Genomic DNA, 19,029 nt, shown 5'->3' on the forward strand with positions numbered 1-19,029 from the left:
ATCTGCTATAACAGAATAAGCCGCGACTGAATAATAGCCGTCAATTGCGCTTTCAATTTCTTTGCCTGAATAGGTTTCGACATATAACCATCAAAACCATTGTTCAACACTCGTTGTTCGTCAGCAGCATAGGCGAAGGCAGTGATAGCAATAACTGGGGTCAGTGGAGCTATCTTCCGAAGTTCCTGTATAGCCTCATACCCGTTCATTACAGGCATATTGATATCCATCAATACAATATCGGGAACTTCTGACTGGAATATCTCGATAGCTTCTTTCCCATTCCAAGCATGTAGCAAACGGTATTCATCCTTCAATATCGTATCAAATAGCTTGTAGTTGCTATCATTATCTTCGGCTATCAGGATGGTCAAGTTTTTAGTACCTTCTTTTACCTGCTTCTCTTTTTCTGTTATTTCAATCTTCTTCACTGGTTCATAGGGTAATGTAAACCAGAATTTGGTTCCTCTGCCTACCTCTGACTCCAAACCTATTTCACCCTGCATCGCTTCTACAATCGTCTTGCAGATAGAAAGCCCCAGTCCCGTGCCTTGGGCAAAGCTATTCAGCTTAACAAACCTACCAAACACTTCGTCCTGCTTATCTTTCGGTATTCCTGTTCCGGTATCTTCTATATAGAAGTAAAGCATCTTGCCTCTCACCTCATATCCGAATTTGATAGTTCCGACATCAGTGAATTTAATAGCATTGGTTATCATATTAATAACCAATTGAGAAAGACGGTTCTTCTCCGAACGAATATAACATTCGGGCAATGCTTGCTCAAAGTTCAGAATTACCTCTTCGTAGGTTACCTTCAAGCGCAGGCTCTTCTCTAACTCGCGCATCAAAGCATTGAGTTCGAACTCGGTGTAGATAAACTCTATCGTTCCGGCTTCTATCTTCGACAGATCGAGTATATCTCCGATAAGTTGCAGCAACAGTTCATTGTTGTTCTCAATGATATTGACGTATTCTTTCTGTTCGGCAGATTCTACCACTGTAGGAAGCAGACTCGAAAAACCAACAATAGCATTGAGCGGAGTACGAATCTCGTGGCTCATATTGGCAAGGAAAGCCGATTTCAGTTTATTCGATTCTTCTGCTTTGCTTTTAGCGGCAATCAGGTTTTCTTCCATCTTCTTGCGCTGAGTAATCACTAACGACGAGCCGATGAGCGAAAGCGGTTTTCCGTTTTCATCTCTACTGTCTATAACTGCTTGTGCTTCTACCCAGTCCATCCGCACTCCTTCAGGACTATGGTTGACAACCCGATACTCTTCTCTCACCTTAGTGCACTTTCCTTCAATCAGATCCAGATAAGCCTGTCTCACCCGTTGACGATCCTCTTTTATGATCTTTGAGAAATACTGTACTTCGGGAACCGACAGTTGCTCTTCACTGACTCTTTCGTAATCGTTGCTCAACTCTATCGGTCGATTAACATCACAGAGGATGGTATGGTCGCACAAGTTCCATTTCCACGGAGTGATATTGGCCACATCGAGTGCCATTGCCAGTTTATGATTAATTGAGTTGAGTTGCATTTGTGCCATATGCAGTTCGGTGCTATCCATACCGAAAATATCGACATGGTCGGGCTGTGTGGAGAATGTCAGTACAATATTAATGTATGAGCCAGAATGCTTTTGGTAGTAAGTGAAACTAATCATCTTCTTCTCTTTATCCATCATACGGAAAAAATGCACAAAGATGGACAGCTCTTCACCGGCGCACTCGCTCAATTTCTTGCCGACAACATCTTCTTCCCGGTTCATCGTGCCAAAATAGTGATGGTTGACTTTATAGATAATGGCATCCACAATCTCACCTTTTTCGTCTCGCACCAGTTTCTCTTTACTGTAAGAGACCGGCATACTTTCAAATAGAGTGGCAAGTTCGGCAGTCGCTTCAAACTCTTTCCGTTCAGCTTCGCGCAAAGCGTTTAACGCCTTTATGCGATTGCGTTGATACAGATACACTAAACATCCCAGTAGTAAGATTGCCCCTCCTATCAGAAAGAATCGATACTTCTCCCAAAAAGACTGAGGACGATTCAAGAAAATGCTGTTTGAGGGACACAAATCTACAGAAATACCTTTCTGCAAAAGTGACGAATAATCAAAAATTGGATAGCCCTGGGGCACATAGAATGGAATGTCTCTCGGTGCAGTTCCAGCAAGAACACGGTTCAAGGCATCTAATAAATGCTCATTGAATGACTTTTGCTGATAGAAGTATCCTCCAATCATCCTGCTAGTCTGCATATTGGCAATTCCAAGCGTAAAAATAGGCACTACTGCATTGGATATTATCTGAAAAGAGTTTGCCATCAGCATGTCGTTACCGGCAAAAGTACGCCGTGAAAACCAGGAGGAGAATAGGACTCCGGTAGTATTTACATCAACCTCGTTCAGTTGTTGCAGCAAAGAATCGGTTACCAAATTTTGAGCCGAAAGGAATTTGTAGTCAAGATGCGGATACATCTTCTTCAAGAAAGAACGCAAGTCTAAATCCAATTGCTGGTTGATGTAGCGACCATCTCCAATGAATATCAATGATTTCATTTCTGGAACCATTTTCTTCATCAAAGAAATATTTTCATTCAAGAAATTCTTCGTTTGAAGCATCGTTAGATTATACTCCTTCGCCAAACTGCTAAAGGGAATTTTTTCTACATCTGAAATAGGATATTTTCGGATATAAGCATCGTCAGGCGACAGATATTCCAACTCGCTGCACAGAATTAGAGGTATATCTCCCCAATGTTCTTTAATTTCTCGGATTAATAGACAGGCAGAACTTCCCAACATGACGATTGCCTTCGGGGGATATGAATATTGCTCAAAGAAATCCTTCTTGTATCCAGCCAATTTTGTAGAGTCATCTATCATCAACATGTTCATGTGTTCGACATAGAAATCCAACTCGGCAATTGCAGAGACTTGTTGCTGTAGTGGAGTAATGAGGGTATTGCTCCATGCTGCATCGGAAGTATAGCTGTTCAAAACCAACAAATAGTCCTTTGTAAATGTAATGCTCTGGTTAGCTCTGACATACAATGGAATACAAATAAGTATTTGAAGTATTAGCCATAAAAAAACATTATGACAAATATTTTTTTTCAGTATAGGTAACATAGTCTTATAGTTGCTGATTATTTACTGCCATGCAAATATAAATATTAATTCATATTTAATATCCTTTAATTGCGCTTATTTCTGATTAAAGCATCACAAGGTTCAGGACAAGTAAATCACAATAATTGCTATATGGAATTTTACACAGAATAATCTCTTGATTCAATACACTATTAATGATAATAATTTCTCCATTTTTTTGTATAATTTCTCATATCACTCTATACCCAAGTCCATATATTTACAATATAATGCAACCAAGAATTCTTCAGTTTTATCACAAAGTCTCACTCCCTATAGAATTTTAATATAAGTTGTATGCTAAAACAGAATTGCTTTATGAAAATATTCATGATTTGACAGGAGGTGAACAAAAAAATCAGTGTACAGTACCTCAAGTTTTTACGTACCTAAGTACGTAGATCTAAACATTTAGGCGCATCGTCTAACATTTATATCCGTGCGAGACTACGCAACTATGTGTATGATTTCATCCAAAATTTTAAATCGATGAAATCTAGGTTAAGTCCGAGTCGTTTTTTGTACCTTTATCGCCAATTAGTAATAACAATAGGTATATATGTTTGAAGAATCCATTGCCCGTTATCTGCAAAAGCATGGGCATTCCCACATTCAATTGAAAGCAGTTCTCTTCGATATGGACGGCGTGCTGTTCAACTCCATGCCCTATCATGCCGATGCATGGCACAAAGTGATGAAACGCCATGGCCTGCACCTCAGCCGCGAAGAGGCTTATATGCACGAAGGACGCACGGGTGCCTCCACAGTGAATATTGTCTACCAACGACATTTTGGCAAAGAAGCCACTCCCGAAATGATAGAGAGTATCTATGCCGAGAAAAGTGCAGAGTTCAACAATAACCCGGAACCGGAACCAATGCCCGGCGCATGGGAAATATTGCAAAAAGTAAAGTCCGAAGGGCTTATCCCCGTTCTTGTAACCGGCTCCGGACAACATTCTCTGCTAGATCGCCTGGCCCATAACTTCCCCGCCACATTCGAACGCGACCGTATGGTGACTGCTTTCGACGTAAAGTATGGTAAACCCCATCCCGAACCTTATCTGATGGGATTAGAAAAAGCAGGTGTAAAGGCCAATGAAGCCATTGTAGTGGAAAATGCGCCTATTGGCGTGCAAGCTGGAGCAGCTGCAGGTATATTTACCGTAGCCGTCAATACCGGTCCGATTGACGATAAAGTTCTGTTAGATGCAGGTGCCAATGTCCTTTTTCCTTCTATGCAAGCATTCTGTGATAGTTGGGAAGAATTATTTCAAGCTCTTAATCAAAAGTGAACTCAGCTCAAAAGCCCTAATAAGAAGATACAACGATAAGATATTGATTTGAAACCTTAATGCAAAAACTCCCTCTGCAAATCATTCATGCAGAGGGAGTTTCATGTTTAGTGACCCCGGTGCGATTCAAACGCACGACCTTCAGAACCGGAATCTGACGCTCTATTCACTAAGCTACGGAGCCAAACGCGGAACAAAAGTATAAAAAATATTAGCATATTCCTAACAATACAGAGTTTTTTCAAGCAAATTCATTCAGTTGCCACTATTATTATTTTGAGTATATGACTTCTATATCTATATACATTTTGTTATTTTTTTAATTAAAAAACAAGCAAGTATTAATATTATTCCTATCTTTGCCGAACAATTTAATAGAAGATTGATGGTGTAAACTTATGAGCTACTTAATAAAACCTGAAGGATATAAACCTTTACTTGATCTAAAGCAAACTGAATTAGGAATTAAACAGATTAAAGAGTTCTTCCAATTGAACCTTTCGTCTGAATTGCGTTTGCGTCGTGTCACCGCCCCCCTCTTTGTATTAAAAGGTATGGGTATTAATGATGACCTGAATGGTGTGGAACGTGCAGTTTCTTTCCCTATCAAAGATTTAGGTGATGCACAAGCAGAAGTCGTACATTCCCTTGCCAAATGGAAACGGTTGACTCTTGCCGAATATCGCATAGAACCCGGTTATGGAATCTATACAGATATGAATGCTATCCGTGCCGACGAAGAGTTGGGCAATCTTCACTCCCTCTATGTGGATCAATGGGACTGGGAACGTGTTATCACTGCCGAAGACCGTAATATCGAATTTCTGAAAGAGATAGTCAATCGTATTTATGCTGCCATGGTACGTACCGAATATATGGTATATGAAATGTACCCGCAAATCAAGCCGTGCTTACCACAAAAACTGCACTTCATCCATGCAGAAGAATTGCGTCAGCTCTATCCGGATTTGGAACCCAAATGTCGTGAACATGCTATCTGTAAAAAATACGGTGCCGTCTTTATCATCGGTATCGGATGCAAACTGAGTGATGGTAAAAAACACGATGGACGTGCTCCTGACTATGATGATTATACCACTCCCGGACTAAATGACCTACCAGGCTTGAATGGCGACTTATTACTTTGGGATCATGTACTACAACGTAGCATCGAACTGTCTTCCATGGGTATTCGTGTGGATAAAGCGACCCTTTTACGCCAGCTCAAACAAGAAGGAGAAGAGCAACGTATGGAGCTATACTTCCATAAGCGCTTGATGAGTGATACCCTTCCCCTCTCTATAGGTGGCGGTATCGGTCAATCACGCCTATGTATGACTTATTTGCGCAAAGCACATATCGGAGAGATACAAGCTAGTATTTGGCCCGAAGACATGCGCAAAGAATGCAAAGAGCACAACATACATTTGATCTAAGATATACTTATCCAACTATACTGTATAAAGTTCAACCCCTTAAAAGGTTGAACTTTATTTTTTATTTTGTACTTTAGCATCCGAAACAATTAACAAAACAAATTATGAATGTTCAAATAGAAGAGAGCTGGAAGGCACATTTACAACCCGAATTTGATAAAGATTACTTCCAGAAACTAACAGAGTTTGTTCGTGATGAATATGGGAAATATGCCATTTACCCTCCGGGGAAGTTAATGTTCAACGCCTTCAACTTATGTCCTTTCGACAAGGTAAAAGTAGTGATTATCGGTCAAGACCCTTATCATGGTCCCGGACAAGCTCACGGACTTTGCTTTTCTGTAAATGATGGCGTACCTTTCCCTCCTTCTTTGCTCAATATCTTTAAAGAAATCAAGAATGATATAGGAACAGATGCACCTCAAACAGGTAATCTCACCCGTTGGGCAGAACAGGGTGTATTATTACTCAACGCCACTCTTACCGTACGTGCTCATCAAGCCGGTTCTCATCAGAATCGTGGCTGGGAAACCTTTACAGATGCCGCTATCCGTGCACTTGCCGAAGGGAAAGAACATCTGGTTTTCATTCTTTGGGGAGCATACGCACAAAAGAAAGGTGCCTTTATCGACCGCAGTAAACATTTAGTTTTGTCCTCTGCTCATCCTTCTCCCCTTTCTGCCTACAACGGCTTCTTCGGTAACAAGCATTTCAGTAAAACCAATGATTATCTGAAAGAACATGGGGAACAAGAAATAAAATGGTAGAGTTTAAACTCTACCATTTTTTATTATTACTACTATTAATACCACTGAATATTACTTTGCGTCTGGCTTCTCTGCTCCCACTTCAAATCTTGCAGGATACTTGCATTGGCACGAATCGTGAAGTTATAGTACTTCCATCTTCCGAATGGAGAAAGTGCAGCAGACAAACTGAAACAGTGTAAGTCACGGGTTATATTGAACGAGGTCTGTACGATTTCTTTCGCATTAAAGTCGTAACCTGAGTTAAAGCTGACAGCCCACTTATTACTGATTTTAATATTGCCATTAATTCCAAGTGAGTTCAAACTAACTTTATAAGGATAACGCATATTCTCACGATTAATAGGCTTAGTATTATCCTCCGTTATATTGAAACCTGTACTAAAATTAATAGACCAAGGCATTTTGAATACTTGATATCCATCTGAATCTACAGCAGCTTTCTCCGTTTTCTTTTTGGAAGTACCATTGTCGGTTTCATCTGTATTCTCACCATTTTCCTCACCGGCGGATTCATCAGTTTTCTTCTTGTCTTTATCATTATCTTCATCCTTATTACCGGAGAAGAAGTTGGATATTTTTTTCCAGGTATCGTTATTCAATGTCCAACTGAAAGAAGTTCCGTAACCGGACCAACGACCAAAACGTCCGTAAGACCATTCCGTACGATTACCGACATATACCTTTCCATTCTTATCAAATTCATAAGCATAGGTAGCAAAAGTAGAAGCCATACTAAATGTATAGTTCTTACCGAACTTCATACGAAGGTTTAACTGCAAGTCACTCCATTGACGAGTCTGTGCCGCCATATTATAAGAGATACTTGCCCCCAATTCATCAATCAAACTAACTTTACGGATAGAGTCATTCTTATCTTTGTACTTCATCTCAAGGTTATTGGAGATGCTAAAGTTTACACTCCCCTGCTTACCTCCACCGGGAGGAGAAAATGCCTGACCGGCATAATAAGAATAATTCACCGTATCACGTGTACCATCTTTCATTTCTTTGATATAAGAGTCATAATAGCCATAGCGTGACGACGTGAAGTCGGGGGCTGCACTAATACTAACGGATGGAGTGATGACATGACGAATCTGTATCGCTTTCTTAGGAAAGAATATAGGCTTATACATACCATAAATCTTTGTATTAAGCCCTAAACTGGCACTATAGTTATATACGCGATGGAAACCATACGTTGTATCTCTTGCTATAGCCTCATGTTGGGTGTCCCAATCCTGCTTAATCTTCCGTGTATACCAACGCTCCGTATAATTGACTGAAGGAGTCAGGTTAAAGTACTTGAACAGAGTAAAAGTGGCACTGATAGGAATATCATGCTGCATACCATTATCCCAATCACGCACTAAACTCTTCTTAAATATCATATTGTCTTTAGTCGTAATACTATTTTTCAAACGACCGGTATAACGCACTGAAATCTTTTCATACCAGCGTTCATTACCAACTGGATGTTTCCGCTTGAAAGGGAAAATAGTACTTAAAGAAATATTCAAATCCGGCAACGTCACAGCAATGGAAGAGTCTTTCATATTCTGAGCAATATTACCGGAGGCAGAAATACTAAGGTGTTGGTCAGGGAAGTTACGCGAGTAGCTGACACTAGATGTTTTTGTATTTTGTGACATTGCCTGCGCATTGTACATATTACCAATATTGGTACGTTCATAACTACTCGTAGCAAAGTTCACACTGGCCGAGAATGTTGAATTCGGACTAGCCTTAGGATCTTGACGATGCGACCATACCACCTTGAAGTCTTTGGCAACCGAATAGTCGGGTAATCCCTTATCACCGGTCTTGGTTACCTGATAGTTTGCCTGCAACGTTCCTGAGTATTTATATCGTTTCACATAATTAGTTTCCGCATTCAAAGCCCAAGAACCTTTCGTAAAGATATCACCTCTTAATTTTAAATCCATCTGATCACTGATAGCGAAATAGTAACCTCCATCAGTCAAACCGAAACCACGGTTTGAATCATCCATATAGGTAGGCATCAAAAAACCGGACTGATAGCTGCTTGAGAAAGGGAAGAAAAAGAATGGAACAGCAAGAGGCAATGGCACGTCTTCTACTACCAAATAAGCAGGACCCGTCACCACATTTTTCTTTGGGCGTACCTTGGCATAAGTCATCTGCATATAGAAGTGAGGATGATCGTGATGGTCACAAGTTGTATAACGACCGCTTTTCATATAAAGTTCATCATTCAATCCCTTCTTTGCATTGTTACCGGTAACATACCCTTCGCCCTGCTGGCTTACGACATTGCTGATAAGACCTTTTTTACTTTTGAAATTATAACGGATAGTATTAGTTTCGTATGGAGTTTCACCATCCTTAAATACCGGAGTACCTTGCATTACTCCTAAAGAATCTTCCACTCCATGAGCATAAACTGTGCTACTATCCATATTCATGGTAATAACATCGGCAGCCAATTCTATCTTTTCGTAATTCACTTTTCCTTGCCCATACAGATGTGCATAACCACCTTGGGTAAACACAATAGAGTCAGTTGCTTCGTATGTAACGGGAGCATCCAAACCATCTTTCTTGGGTGGAGGAGGTGTAATAGAATCTTTCCGCAACGAATCATTCAGCAGTGCGTCTCCGTTCTGTAAAGAATCCGGCTGCTGACTTCGCGGTATCATTCCCCTTCCTCGACGCTGAGACACAGCCTCACCGGAAAGTAGGAGTAAGACAAATAGTAGTATAAATGATATGAATGTATTTGCTTTCAATGGCGTCATTAACTTATAGTTTACGCTTGAAGGGGCAAAAGTACGTATTTTATACGGATAATCTCCCTTTTTAAAGAAATTTAGATTGCTACAAGAACTGTTCGCACCAACAATCGAAACGTTGTAAGCCGGCATCGCCATAGCGCTCCAAGCTTTTGCGCGCTTTTTCTATACTCTTTTCCTTATCCAAACGAGTCTTTGAAAAGAACTTATCGGCAAAGCAAATGACTTGTTCTTCCAGACTCAGCGGAACCATTTCACGATGTGGAATAGGCAAACCTTGAGCAATAATCTCTTCCAATGAAAGTCCTGCACCCGTATGTCGCTCACAAACCAACGCATGACGAGGATATCCTTCCTCACGCATTATGTCAGCTCCTAAATATCCATGACAAATATAGGGTTTGTCACCAAAACAATAAATACCTTCAGCATCAGTAAGAAAAATACCGAGATCATGCAACATGGCAGCCTCATATAAGAACTCCTTGTCTAACGCAAGTTCCGGATGATGATCAGCAATCTTCAATGCTTTATCTGCGACTGAATGACTATGAGTTAGCAGAATATGCTTCAACTCATTATCTTCCGGATAATATTTATCTATAATATGAATTGGATTCACTTCGATTTATGAATTTTCAATTAATTACGTTTAAATTTATACATGCATACTTCATCACGCATATCACAACTACGTTTATCTGTACGAAACATTTTTTCCAGCTGATATGTTTTACTTAATTCAACCAACATCTTTTGTTCTTCCTTTTCTGGCACCAACAAATAACCTTCGGCAGGTTGTTCTACCTCTATATGTCTCATACGATCATCCAAATAAAAATTTGTACAATAGAAACTCATAGACGAATAAGAATAAACAGGACCTTCAGGTACAGTTGTTTTTACTTGTTCCGCTAAATACTTATCTGATTTTACCGGCAACACAATTGGTTGATATACACCATCCAAAACAATAAACATACAAAGCATGCACCCTGCAATACCATATAACAAGGAGCGCGTATCAGCACGCTTAACCACCATTTGCAGCGTACAAACAGAAGCTATTACAGGAAGCACAATCAGGAACCATTTGGGTATGGATAAAGAAGTTTTTTCCAATACACGCATAAATTCTATATTTTCGGCAGCATGACGTCCACTGCCCCAAATACTATCAGGGATCAAGCCACAACGAACAGAAAGAAACACTAAAGTTAATAACAATCCAAGAGAAGCAAAGATGATTGCACAAATTTTAAAGACTTTAGCTCCACGTTGTGCCAAAGCTAACAAATATTCGGCAATCAACACTGCCATAAATGGGTAGATAGGAAGTAAATAGACACTTCTTTTACTCTTTGGAATGCAATAGAATATAAAGATTATCAATATAACCAACCAAACAAACAACTGTATGGGCGATTGATTACAGAAAGTATTCCACCCTTTCTTCAACCGCTGTACCATTCCATTCCCTTGTGGCAAGAACTGCATGTTCTTCCATTTCAAACCAAACAAAGAAATAACCAAGACCAACGTCCAAGGCACCCATCCCCAAATTAAAGTCAGGAAATTATACCAAATAGGATTTTCATGAGATTCATAAGTCATCTTGCCAAGGAAACGCCCGGTATTCTCTTCCAACACTAAATCCATAAACTCTTTCCCACCTTGCTGGAAAGCAGCCAGATACCATGCCAACAACGGAATGAGCGAAAGCAAACCGATTCCCGCCAAAGAGAAGAAAGCCTTGACAAATGAACGTCCACGCATCAATTGATAAATACCAATTATCAAACAAGGGAAAATAGAGCCTATAGGTCCTTTAGTAAGTGAAGCCCCTCCCATCAGAAGTATTGCCACCCAAGGTATCCCACGGCATTCTTTTTCATCCCAGCGGTAAAGCAGGCATAGCGACATTACAATGAATGAGACTTGTAGCATATCCACCCGACAAGCAACTGCAGCACGATGCACTTCGAAAGAGGTTAATAACAGTATGGAAGAAAGTACCGCCGTTTTTACATCTTTACGCTTGGCTATAAATGAGAAAAACACTAACTGCATAGCTAAAAATGCCAACGCAGACGGCAACCGTGATGAAAACTCCGTCAATCCTCCAAAGATATAGGAAAAAGAAGCAATCGCCCAGTAAAGGAATGGAGGCTTATAAGCAATATCACTTCCATAATTAAAGGGGAGAATCCAATTTCCACTCTCCAGCATAGAGAAAGCAACAATGGCCTCACGAGGCTCACCCTTAGAATAAAAGATAGTTTCTCCCAAAAAAGGAACAACCACAAGTACGCTCAATAGCGCAATAAACCAGAACGCTTTCTTCCTGTCTGACATAATTTTATCCGTTTTTATGTTTTCGCTGGGCAAAAGTACAAATTATTCTGCAACAATACCTAATTTTGCATGCGCAATACAATAAAACTATGATGATGATTAAACTAAAACAATTTCCTGAATTTATCCGTTTCGCTATGGTAGGTGTCGTTGCCACCATCATACACTACGGGCTGTATTTTATATTGCAACAAATTATAAATGTGAATATAGCCTATACACTAGGCTATGCATGTAGCTTCACTGCCAACTTCTATCTTTCCGCCTATTTTACGTTTAGAAGAAAACCTTCCTGGAGCAGGGCTTTTGGTTTCGGTGGAGCTCATCTCTGTAATTATTTACTGCACATGGGCCTTTTGAACTTGTTCTTATGGTTAGGAGTATCCAAGCCACTGGCACCCATTCCGGTTTTTGCAATAGCCATACCGGTCAACTTTTTATTAGTTCGATTTGTTTTCAAAAGAAAAGATTGATAATTTGCTTTTCTCACAATTTCTTACGAACATTGCAGAAACATCTATATTTATGGAAAAGGAAAAATCCCTCATACTTGCCATAGTCGTACCTTGCTATAAAGAGGAGGCTGTATTACCTGAAACTCACAAAAGACTTTCTCTTTTGCTTGATAAACTAATTCATGAGCAGCAAATCTCTCCCAAAAGCTATATACTCTATGTAAATGATGGGAGTACAGATCAAACCTGGCCCATTATTAAAGATCTCCATGAGCATACTTCCTATGCCTGTGGCTTAAATCTTGCAGGAAACGTAGGACATCAAAATGCCTTGCTAGCCGGTCTGAATGCAGTGAAAGAGCGTTGTGATGTAGCTATTTCAATTGATGCAGATTTACAAGACGACATCCATGTGATTCCTGAGATGATAGATGCTTATAAAGCCGGAAATGATATTGTATATGGCGTACGCAAAGAGCGCAATACCGATACTTTTTTCAAGAGAAGTACCGCCTTGGCTTTTTATCGTCTAATGAAAGCCATGGGTGTGAAGTCGGTCTACAATCATGCAGACTACCGTTTGATGAGTCAAAGAGCATTGCAATATTTATGCCGCTTCCGTGAACGCAATTTGTACTTGCGTGGGTTAGTACCTCTTGTTGGCTACCAAACAACATCTGTTTATTACAATCGCGACAAACGATTTGCAGGAGAATCTAAATACCCATTCAAAAAGATGCTCAATTTTGCTATTGACGGCATCACTTCCTTCTCTGTAAAGCCTGTTCGTATGATTTTCTGGTTAGGCTGCATATTCATCTTGATAGCATTATGCGTTACAGCATGGACACTCCATTCTTATTTCCTGCATAGCACTGTCCCCGGATGGTCTTCTTTAATGATTTCCATTTGGTTGGTAGGCGGAGTAGTACTCATTTCGCTTGGCATTGTTGGAGAATATATCGGAAAGATATACATAGAAGTGAAAGACCGCCCACGCTATAATGAGGAGGAATTATTATTACGTTCATAAACTTCATTCATTCTTTTGCCAGTTCAGAACCTCTTTGGGAGTTTTAAAATAATAAGTGGCATGAATTTGTTCTACAGAATGACAGCCCCACATAGCTAAACCAAAATCAACTCCGGCATGTGCAGCGCACTCCTTATCATAAACTGTATCTCCAATATAAATCACTTCGTGTGGTTTTACCCCCGTTTTGTTTAAGTAAGCCAACATTGGCTCAGCAGATGGCTTGGGAGTAATGCTATCTTCAACAGTTATAACTGTGTCAAAATATGTATCAATACCAAATTGAGTAAAATCATTATGAAATTCTTTTTTATTCTTAGAGGTGATAATCCCAAGTTTAAAACCTCTGGTTTTAAGTTCAAGAAGCAATTCCTTTATGCCATCAAATAGTTTCATTGTATATGACAACTCTTTCATGTAGCTATTCCATAGCTGATTAGCCATTGATACCTCATTAATACCCAATTGCTTTAATGCCACTTCGCCCGGAATACCTAATGCAAAGTGTAAATCACTGATTGGATAATTCCTATTCTGCAACTCAAGAATAACTCTTTGTAGTGCAGTAAGATCAGCATAAGCTGAATCTAACATTGTTCCATCAATATCAAATATGATATGCTTGTATTTCATATATCTATTCTACTTTAATATTCGGACATTTCATCCTCTTTCTTCCTCTTTTTCCACAACTGCCAACTATTGATAATGTTTTGCCACAGTACATACGAACCTGGGCCTACAGACGATAATGGATTCAAATACGTATATGCCATCCATATAGCCAATACAGTATTCTTCTGACCCAATGCCTGACCTCCACTAATACGTTCCTGATAGTGACCGCCAATTCTTTTACCTAAATAGAATTGAATACAACACGTAATCAAACCGGCAAGAGCAATCAGGACTTCTACAAATACTGACGCATCACTATTAATCAAAGAACGTACCGTTTGCCCGGAAACGATGGCAAGTGCCACTGCCCATAAATAAAAAGCTGCATCCCGACAACCTAATAAAAGATGATGTATTTTCGGCACAAAGGCACGTAGAAACCAAGCTAAAAAGAAAGGGAAAAGTAGTAACGGAAATACTTTACTTAGAATTTTCAGAAAAGCAGCAATAAAAGTAATATCAGCATGAGGTTCCACCATTGGAAAAACTATTGGAACAGCCACAGCAGCTAGAAGATTGGACAACAATGTATAAGTAGTTAAACTGGATGCACTTCCTCCTAACTTTCCTGTAATAACAGCAGCAGCAGTGGCAGTAGGACAGATAAGGCAGACCATAGCCCCTTCAAAAACTTCACGATAAGTTTCTTCCATAGGACAATAGACCAATAAAACTGCTACAATCAGACAAGAAATCGTTTGAATTATCAGTAGCCACGCATGCCATATTTTTGGTTTTAACTCATGCATCTCTACCTTACAAAACGTAAGTAGCAGTTGTGCAAAGATTAAAGTTGGAGTAAGAAAAGCCACCAAGCCATTTATACAAGGTTTAGCAGGTGCCAAGAAAGGAATCCTTGCAAAGAAAAAATATCCCAGAGTGCCGGCAATCATTGCCAAAGGCAACGTCCAGTTCTTCAAGAAACGAAGAATCATACCTATCTACTTTTAAAATTAACTCGATGCAAAGTTACTTATATTATCAATAAGTTGAACCGTATCAATAAATAAATGGTTAGAATAGAAATAAAGTATCTTTCGAGACTAAAACCGCCAAAAATGACCGTGAAATAAACAAAACTTAAATACAAAGCATGAGTTTTCTATAAATTTCTACTACATTTGCAACAATTTTTATATGAAACTATATAGACGCTACATATTATTTATAAGTATATGCTTAGGGCTGCTTACCTCTCCCTTTGGTATCAGCAGTGCTATAGCTAAAGATTTTGTTGTCGTAATCGATGCTGGTCACGGCGGCCATGATCCGGGTGCAGTTGGTAAAATCTCCAAAGAAAAGAATATCAATCTGAATGTAGCCCTGAAACTAGGCAAACAAATCAAGAAGAATTGTCCCGATGTAAAAGTAGTCTACACTCGGGAACGCGATGTGTTTATCCCTTTGGACCGACGTGCTGAGATAGCAAACGATGCAAAAGCAGATTTATTTATTTCTGTTCATACCAACGCCTTAGCCAATAACCGGGTGGCAAAAGGAGCTTCTACTTGGACATTAGGTCTAGCCAAATCTGATGCTAATCTAGAAGTGGCAAAACGTGAGAACTCCGTTATTCTATATGAAAGCGATTACAAGACCCGCTACGCTGGTTTTAATCCTAATTCTGCAGAGTCTTATATTATCTTCGAGTTCATGCAAGACAAATACATGTCACAGAGTGTACATTTAGCTTCACTTGTACAGCGTCATTTTCGCAATACATGCCAACGTGTTGACCGAGGAGTACATCAGGCTGGTTTCCTTGTATTAAAAGCCAGTGCCATGCCCAGCATATTAGTTGAGCTTGGATTCATCTCTACGCCGGAAGAAGAACGCTATTTAAACTCTGAAACCGGAACAACCACTCTAGCCGACGGAATTTTCCGTGCATTCCTTGCTTACAAGCGTGAACAGGAAATTCGCCAGAACGGAAGCAGCAATACCATTTTGCCGGAAGATGTACCAGATCCGGTTAAGAAAGAAACAATAGATACTACGAGTAATGAAACTCTGGAAAATGAAGAATCACCTAAAGAAGTAGTTTCAAAAGCCCCCCAACGTCCTCAACAAGTAGAAAAAGCAGTAACTTCTCAAACAGAACGTAGTGGTATCGTGTTTAAAATACAAATACTTACTTCTTCCAGACCATTAGCCCAAAATGACAAAAGATTAAAAGGGCTGAAAGGTGTAGATTATTATAAGGAAGGCGGCATATATAAATACACTTATGGTGATTCGTCTGATTATAACAATGTATTGCGCACTAAGCGTAACATTGCAGCTCAATTCAAAGATGCTTTCATCATCGCATTCAAAGATGGCAAAAAGATGAATGTCAACGTTGCTATCGATGAGTTTAAAAGAAAAAGAAACAAATAACAACAAGATACATCATGAAGTATATCACTAAAGAAGTCAGAATAGGAATTGCGGGCATTGCTGCCCTCTGCATATTAGTATATGGCATCAATTACCTGAAAGGCATTAATATGTTTAAGCCTTCCAGTTATTTCTATGTAAAGTTTCAAAATATAAATGGCTTGACCAAGTCGAGCCCGGTATTTGCCGATGGTTTCCGCGTAGGTATTGTGCGTGATTTATATTATGATTATACACAACCGGGGAAAGTAGTTGCCGAAATAGACGTAAATCCGGATTTGCGCATTCCAAAAGGAAGTACTGCCGAACTAACCGCTGAAATGTTAGGAGGAGTAAAAATGAATTTATTGCTTGCCAATAATCCTCGTGAAAAATACCAGATAGGTGATACTATCCCTGGAATACTCAACAATGGTATGATGGAAAAAGTAGCCAATATGATGCCGGAAATAGAAAAGATACTCCCGAAGTTGGACTCAATTCTCGCTTCATTGAACACAGTGATGGCGGACCCTGCTATACCTGCAACATTGCATAATCTGCAAGATCTAACTGCAAGCATGGCTGTGAGTAGCCATCAATTGCAAACGCTCATGAAAAAAGACATCCCCCAATTAACAGGCAAGTTAAATACCATCGGAGACAACTTCATACTCGTTTCCAACAACTTAAAAGAAATAAACTTTGCTGCCGCCATGCAAAAGGTTGACTCAACGTTAGCAAATGTAAAAATGATTACAGATAAATTGAACCAGAAAGATAACACTATCGGTCTCTTGCTAAATGATCCGTCTCTTTATAATAATTTAAATGCGACGACATACAATGCCGCAAGCCTGTTAGAAGACTTAAAATCGCACCCAAAAAGGTACGTTCATTTCTCTTTATTTGGAAAGAAAGATAAGGAGAAAATATCCATTAAATAGAATTCGTCTAAATAAGCGGATAAGAAATAAAATAAAAGAAAAGCCCTTAACAACTCTATTTAGAGAGTTAGAGAGTACTTTTCGCACTTCGATACACGAAGAGTATTCGAGATAAGAAATAAACAAAACACATTAGTTATCAAGCAATTACATAAACACAATAGTCCTATACAAGGGCTATTCTTAGTCATTTCGATAAGTTACTGAGTGTAAAGTGCTTATTACTTTTTGGAGAAACGCAAGAAAAAAAGGATTTGTTTTTTTCGAATAAGATTGCGAATTTTGCAATCGTAGAAGTTTTGCTTAATTAATAAATGTATTTAGAGCCGTTATGAGTGAAATAGATCATGTCGGGCTATGGAACCGCTGCCTTGAAATTATCAGAGACAATGTTCCGGAGCAGACATATAAAACATGGTTTCTTCCCATCATGCCTTTAAAATATGAGGACAAAACGCTGGTCGTACAAGTGCCCAGCCAGTTCTTTTATGAGTTTTTGGAAGATAAGTTTGTGGACTTATTGCGTAAAACTCTTTATAAGGTAATAGGTGACGGGACGAAATTGATGTATAATGTCATGGTGGATAAGAGTTCCCGCCCTGAGAAAACCGTTAATTACGAATCAACTCATCGTACTATTATTCCACAAAAACCGGTGATCGATAAAAAGATCCCGCAGATTCCGGTTCCAGAGCTTGATCCGCACTTGAACCCTGAATATAATTTTGAAACATTCATTGAAGGTTATAGCAACAAGCTGTCGCGTAGTGTGGCAGAAGCTGTTGCTCTTAACCCGGCTAAAACCATATTCAATCCGTTATTTCTGTATGGCGCTTCCGGTGTAGGCAAGACTCACCTTGCCAATGCTATAGGAACAAAGATCAAAGAATTATATCCAGACAAAAGAGTTCTATATGTTTCTGCACATTTATTCCAAGTGCAATACACTGACTCTGTGCGCAATAATACCACTAACGACTTTATCAACTTCTACCAAACCATTGATATATTGATTATTGATGATATTCAAGAATTTGCCGGCGTTACTAAGACCCAAAATACATTCTTCCATATCTTCAATCATTTACACCAAAACGGAAAACAGCTTATTCTGACTTCCGACCGTGCACCCGTGTTACTTCAAGGTATGGAAGAGCGATTAATAACCCGTTTTAAATGGGGAATGGTTGCCGAATTAGAAAAGCCGACAGTAGAACTTCGTAAAAACATCTTGCGCAACAAGATAAATCGTGATGGATTACAGTTCCCGCCAGAAGTAATCGAATATATTGCAGAGAATGTAGGAGACAGTGTACGCGATTTAGAAGGTATAGTTATCTCCATTATGGCGCACTCTACCATATACAATAAGGAGATTGACCTGGAACTTACACAGCGTATCGTCCGTAAAGTTATTAACAGTGAAAGTAAATCGGTTACCGTTGATGACATCATAAAGACTGTATGTAAACACTTCGGCTTAGAGAATGCTGCCATTCATACCAAATCCAGAAAGAGAGAAGTAGTACAAGCCAGACAGATAGCTATGTACCTAGCCAAGAATAACACAGAATTGTCTACATCTAAAATCGGAGCTATGATTGGCAACAAAGATCACGCTACCGTATTGCATGCATGTAAGACCATTAAGGAACTGAGGGAAGTCGATAAATCTTTCCGGTCGGAAATTGATGAGATTCAAGCAACACTGAAAAAATAGCGGTTAATGATTAGTAATTTGCTTATCAAAGACAAACACAAGCAAATC

Annotated in this window: 14 protein-coding genes and 1 tRNA gene; 8 read left to right on the plus strand and 7 right to left on the minus strand. The window is 39.4% G+C overall.

Features of this window, described 5'->3' with window-relative positions; translation table 11 throughout:
- Window positions 1-5: 5 nt before the first annotated feature.
- On the minus strand, window positions 6-3,017 hold the full coding sequence (locus Q1W14_RS11655; protein WP_300701648.1) for an ATP-binding protein: 3,012 nt from the start codon (window positions 3,015-3,017) through the stop codon (window positions 6-8).
- 703 nt (window positions 3,018-3,720) lie between these two features.
- Here Q1W14_RS11655 and Q1W14_RS11660 point away from each other — a divergent pair.
- Complete coding sequence (locus Q1W14_RS11660) at window positions 3,721-4,455, plus strand: HAD-IA family hydrolase (protein WP_300701650.1); 735 nt, start codon at window positions 3,721-3,723, stop codon at window positions 4,453-4,455.
- 111 nt (window positions 4,456-4,566) lie between these two features.
- Here the strand turns inward: Q1W14_RS11660 and Q1W14_RS11665 are convergent.
- Window positions 4,567-4,639, minus strand: a tRNA-Arg gene (locus Q1W14_RS11665).
- Window positions 4,640-4,853: 214 nt separating this feature from the next.
- On the opposite strand from Q1W14_RS11665, the gene asnA reads away from it, so the two are divergent.
- Window positions 4,854-5,891: an aspartate--ammonia ligase gene (gene asnA / locus Q1W14_RS11670; RefSeq protein WP_300701652.1), complete on the plus strand. Its 1,038-nt coding sequence runs from the start codon at window positions 4,854-4,856 to the stop codon at window positions 5,889-5,891.
- 104 nt (window positions 5,892-5,995) lie between these two features.
- On the plus strand, window positions 5,996-6,658 hold the full coding sequence (locus Q1W14_RS11675; protein WP_300701654.1) for a uracil-DNA glycosylase: 663 nt from the start codon (window positions 5,996-5,998) through the stop codon (window positions 6,656-6,658).
- A gap of 35 nt (window positions 6,659-6,693) precedes the next feature.
- Here the strand turns inward: Q1W14_RS11675 and Q1W14_RS11680 are convergent, their stop codons facing one another.
- The 3 genes from Q1W14_RS11680 to Q1W14_RS11690 form a co-directional block, all read right to left on the minus strand.
- A complete protein-coding gene (locus Q1W14_RS11680) occupies window positions 6,694-9,441 on the minus strand; it encodes a putative LPS assembly protein LptD (RefSeq protein WP_300701656.1) in 2,748 nt (915 codons plus the stop codon).
- A 79-nt stretch (window positions 9,442-9,520) separates the two neighbouring features.
- A complete protein-coding gene (locus tag Q1W14_RS11685; protein ID WP_300701658.1) occupies window positions 9,521-10,057 on the minus strand; it encodes an HD domain-containing protein in 537 nt (178 codons plus the stop codon).
- Between the two features lie 20 nt (window positions 10,058-10,077).
- Complete coding sequence (locus tag Q1W14_RS11690; protein WP_300701661.1) at window positions 10,078-11,790, minus strand: glycosyltransferase family 39 protein; 1,713 nt, start codon at window positions 11,788-11,790, stop codon at window positions 10,078-10,080.
- A 95-nt stretch (window positions 11,791-11,885) separates the two neighbouring features.
- Between Q1W14_RS11690 and Q1W14_RS11695 the strand changes: the two genes are divergently transcribed.
- Both Q1W14_RS11695 and Q1W14_RS11700 read left to right on the plus strand, forming a co-directional pair.
- Window positions 11,886-12,263, plus strand: a complete 378-nt coding sequence (locus tag Q1W14_RS11695; RefSeq protein ID WP_300701764.1) for a GtrA family protein — start codon at window positions 11,886-11,888, stop codon at window positions 12,261-12,263.
- A 52-nt stretch (window positions 12,264-12,315) separates the two neighbouring features.
- On the plus strand, window positions 12,316-13,278 hold the full coding sequence (locus Q1W14_RS11700) for a glycosyltransferase family 2 protein (RefSeq protein WP_300701663.1): 963 nt from the start codon (window positions 12,316-12,318) through the stop codon (window positions 13,276-13,278).
- A 3-nt stretch (window positions 13,279-13,281) separates the two neighbouring features.
- Here the strand turns inward: Q1W14_RS11700 and Q1W14_RS11705 are convergent, their stop codons facing one another.
- Window positions 13,282-13,911 carry an HAD family hydrolase gene (locus tag Q1W14_RS11705; RefSeq protein ID WP_300701665.1) on the minus strand — a complete coding sequence of 210 codons (630 nt, stop codon included), beginning with the start codon at window positions 13,909-13,911 and terminating at the stop codon, window positions 13,282-13,284.
- A 14-nt stretch (window positions 13,912-13,925) separates the two neighbouring features.
- Window positions 13,926-14,891: a transporter gene (locus tag Q1W14_RS11710; protein WP_300701667.1), complete on the minus strand. Its 966-nt coding sequence runs from the start codon at window positions 14,889-14,891 to the stop codon at window positions 13,926-13,928.
- Window positions 14,892-15,093: 202 nt separating this feature from the next.
- On the opposite strand from Q1W14_RS11710, the gene Q1W14_RS11715 reads away from it, so the two are divergent.
- The 3 genes from Q1W14_RS11715 to dnaA all read left to right on the plus strand — a co-directional run bounded on the left by Q1W14_RS11715 (window position 15,094) and on the right by dnaA (window position 18,981).
- Window positions 15,094-16,335, plus strand: coding sequence for an N-acetylmuramoyl-L-alanine amidase (locus tag Q1W14_RS11715; RefSeq protein ID WP_300701669.1), 1,242 nt, complete (start codon window positions 15,094-15,096; stop codon window positions 16,333-16,335).
- A 14-nt stretch (window positions 16,336-16,349) separates the two neighbouring features.
- The gene (locus Q1W14_RS11720; RefSeq protein ID WP_300701670.1) at window positions 16,350-17,261 is read left to right on the plus strand and encodes an MlaD family protein; all 912 of its coding nucleotides are present in this window, start codon (window positions 16,350-16,352) and stop codon (window positions 17,259-17,261) included.
- A 331-nt stretch (window positions 17,262-17,592) separates the two neighbouring features.
- Window positions 17,593-18,981: a chromosomal replication initiator protein DnaA gene (gene dnaA, locus Q1W14_RS11725; RefSeq protein ID WP_300701672.1), complete on the plus strand. Its 1,389-nt coding sequence runs from the start codon at window positions 17,593-17,595 to the stop codon at window positions 18,979-18,981.
- Window positions 18,982-19,029: the final 48 nt, after the last annotated feature.

Origin of the sequence: Bacteroides sp., assembly GCF_030151085.1 — a bacterium.
Taxonomy (GTDB): Bacteria; Bacteroidota; Bacteroidia; order Bacteroidales; family Bacteroidaceae; genus Bacteroides.